At 47.8% G+C, this 3,162-nt stretch carries 2 protein-coding genes; both read left to right on the top strand.

Going from position 1 to position 3,162, the window contains the following annotated elements; genetic code table 11:
* Window positions 1-2,262, top strand: a 2,262-nt coding sequence (locus RMO84_RS09055) for an amino acid adenylation domain-containing protein (protein WP_310488151.1), incomplete at its 5' end; no start/stop codon positions are given.
* A 30-nt stretch (window positions 2,263-2,292) separates the two neighbouring features.
* Window positions 2,293-3,153, top strand: coding sequence for an oligosaccharide flippase family protein (locus RMO84_RS09050; protein WP_310488150.1), 861 nt, complete (start codon window positions 2,293-2,295; stop codon window positions 3,151-3,153).
* The last annotated feature ends 9 nt before the right edge of the window (window positions 3,154-3,162 follow it).

Genomic DNA, 3,162 nt, shown 5'->3' with positions numbered 1-3,162 from the left:
CCCGCCCATGCCGCCCGCACCATCGATCTCGACACTGACTGGGACAAAATCGCCCAGGCTAGCGCGACGAATCCATCCCGATCGTGGCAAGCTGAAGATCTCGCCTATGTGATGTATACTTCTGGCTCGACCGGACAGCCTAAAGGCGTGTGTATCCCTCATCGCGGGGTCGTGCGGTTAGTGAAAGAGACTAACTATCTGGATTTTAGCCCGAGCCAAGTCTGGCTGCAACTGGCACCGATCGCCTTCGATGCGTCTACCTTGGAAATTTGGGGCAGCTTGCTCAATGGTGGTAGGCTCGTCTTATTTCCCGGCGAGAAGCCATCTTTGCGGGAATTAGGCCAAGCGATCGCCGCCCATCAAATTACCACGCTGTGGCTGACGGCGGGACTGTTTCATCTGATGGTAGACGAACGAATTGAGGATCTCCAGCCGCTGCGCCAACTGATTGCTGGCGGTGATGTGCTGTCCGTCCCCCAAGTCCGCAAGGTTTTAGCAACCTTGCCGAATTGCCAGTTAATTAACGGCTACGGGCCGACAGAGAACACCACATTTACCTGCTGTTATCCGATTGCCAGCCTGGAGGGATTGAGCGCGGTACCGATCGGTAGACCGATATCTAATACTCAAGTCTACGTACTAGATGCCGATCGCCAACCAGTGCCGATCGGCATTCCGGGCGAACTATATATCGGTGGGGATGGCTTGGCACAAGGCTATCTCGTTGGCGCAGCCTCGGCAAAGCCGAATCGTCCCGATTTAACTTCAGAAAAATTCGTGGCCAATCCGTTCGCCACCGGGGAACGACTGTATCGGACTGGCGATTTGGTACGCTACTTACCAGATGGCAATCTCGAATTCTTGGGACGGATCGATACTCAGGTCAAAATTCGCGGTTTTCGGATCGAACTCGGCGAAATCGATGCCGTCCTCGCCCAGCATCCCGCCGTGCGGGAAGTCCGGACGATCGATCGGGAAGATCGTCCGGGCGATAAGCGGTTAGTTGCCTATCTAGTCGTCGATCCGGCAGCAACTACGGCGATCGACTGGCGAGGGTTTCTGCTGTCAAAACTGCCCGATTATCTAATTCCATCGGCATTTGTTATCGTTGCAGCCTTGCCGCTAACTGCCAATGGCAAAGTCGATCGACGCGCTTTACCAATGCCAGCAGACGATCGAGCGGCAGATCCAGCAATGCTAGTCGCACCTCGCACCGAATTAGAGCAGCAATTGACGGTAATTTGGGAGAGAGTCTTAGACGTTCGCCCGATCGGGATTAAAGATAACTTCTTTGCAATCGGCGGTCATTCGCTGATGGCAGTCAGACTGTTTGCCGAAATCGATAAGATTTGGGGGCAAAATTTACCATTAGCGACACTCCTCCAAGCTCAGACGATCGAGGATTTGGCAAAGGTATTGGGTCAAAAAGAATCGAGTGCCACCTGGTCGTCATTAGTGCTCATTCAAGCTGGCGAGGCAAAACCGCCGTTATTTTGCATCCATCCCATTGGCGGCAATGTCTTAGAGTATTACTCCTTAGCAACTTATCTCGATCGCGAGCAGCCGATCTACGGACTGCAATCACAAGGGTTAGATGCTCTCCAGCAACCATTCCGTCGCGTCGAAGATATGGCCAGCCACTATATCAGCGAAATTCGTACCGTTCAGCCGCACGGCCCCTATTTTCTACTGGGCTACTCCTTTGGTGGATTAGTGGCATATGAGATGGCTCGTCAACTAGAAGCTGATGGCGAACAGATCCAAATGTTAGCGTTGCTAGATTGTAGCGTACCCAATCTCCCCAACCGCAGACCATCATTAGCACAATCTTGGAAAATCCATTTATGCAATCTGTGGCAACTCAATTTTGATGAAAGATCGAACTATATTATGGGACGCATCAGCTATCGATTGACTAAGGATAATGAAAGAGATTTTATAGCAAAAAGCTTGTACAAACCCGAAGATCTGACACCGCAATTATTTAATGTTTTGGATGCCAACCTCCAAGCTAGTGAAGATTACGTCGCGCGTCCTTACGGCGGAAAACTTACTCTATTTAGATGCCAAGTTCAGGATTTAGAGCACTACCTCCATCCCGAATTTGGTTGGCGCGATCTGGTTGGCGATAACCTAGATATTTATCAGGTTCCAGGATCTCACTTCCGGATGATGAAAGAACCTAGAGTTCGGGGTTTAGCAGCAGAAATTAGATCTTGTTTGCAATTATTGCCACCAAATACAAAACAGGACGTTCTGTAAATAGTCGGGGTAGATAGATGTCGATCGAGAGTGAAGTTAATTTCAGCAGAGTTCTTATTATTAATGCCACAAAAAAACAGACTAATAAGTAATTCGCTAGCCATGTTGGTCAATCGACTGACCCAAGGGATTGCTACCTTTGTTTTAACGGCTACAATCGCCCGAACATTGGGGGCTGATGCTTTGGGGCAATACCTCCTGGCAATGAACTATTACTTCATTTTTGTAAACTTTGTATCTCAAGGTTTCAAAACTTTATTTACCAGAGAATTATCTCTCAATCCAGAAATAGCTCCGATTTATCTAGTTAATGGCACCTTATTACAATTAGCATTTGGGATTGTCGGCTATCTCGTCATGTCGGCGATCGTCTTTATTCTCCCCTATAGTGACAGTGCTTCTACGCTCTGTTATATCATGGGGGTAATGATTATTCCATTTGCTCTTTCTAATATCACCGAGGCGATTTTGCAAGCACAGGAAAAGATGCATTTAATTGCCTTTTCTACAGTGCCGATTTATATCGGCCGCTTGTTGACCATAATTTGGGCATTGTCTTCACATTATGGACTAGAAACTGTCGCGGTTATCCTGATTGTATCGGAAACATTAATCTCGATCGTGCAATGGCTGCTAATCCTCAATATAGTCAAACCAAAATGGCAAATAGATCGGGATTTTATCTGGAAAGCGGTAAAGGCATCAAAGACATTTTTTGCATTGGAGGGAATGGGAATTATTGCCAGTAGAATTGATGTTTTAATTCTCTCGTTGTTGGGTAGCGAAGCACTCATTGGTATTTACGGGGCGATCGGTCAATTGCTACAGCCCTATGATATTGTCTCTAGCAGTCTGTCCTTGCAGCTTTTCCAAGTATGTCAAAAGCTGTAGCGGAAGGCA

This window comes from Chamaesiphon sp. VAR_69_metabat_338, assembly GCF_031423935.1.
In the GTDB taxonomy this organism is placed as follows: domain Bacteria; phylum Cyanobacteriota; class Cyanobacteriia; order Cyanobacteriales; family Chamaesiphonaceae; genus Chamaesiphon.
The sequence above is the reverse complement of the archived record's forward strand: the minus strand, read 5'-3'. Positions and strand labels throughout refer to the sequence as shown.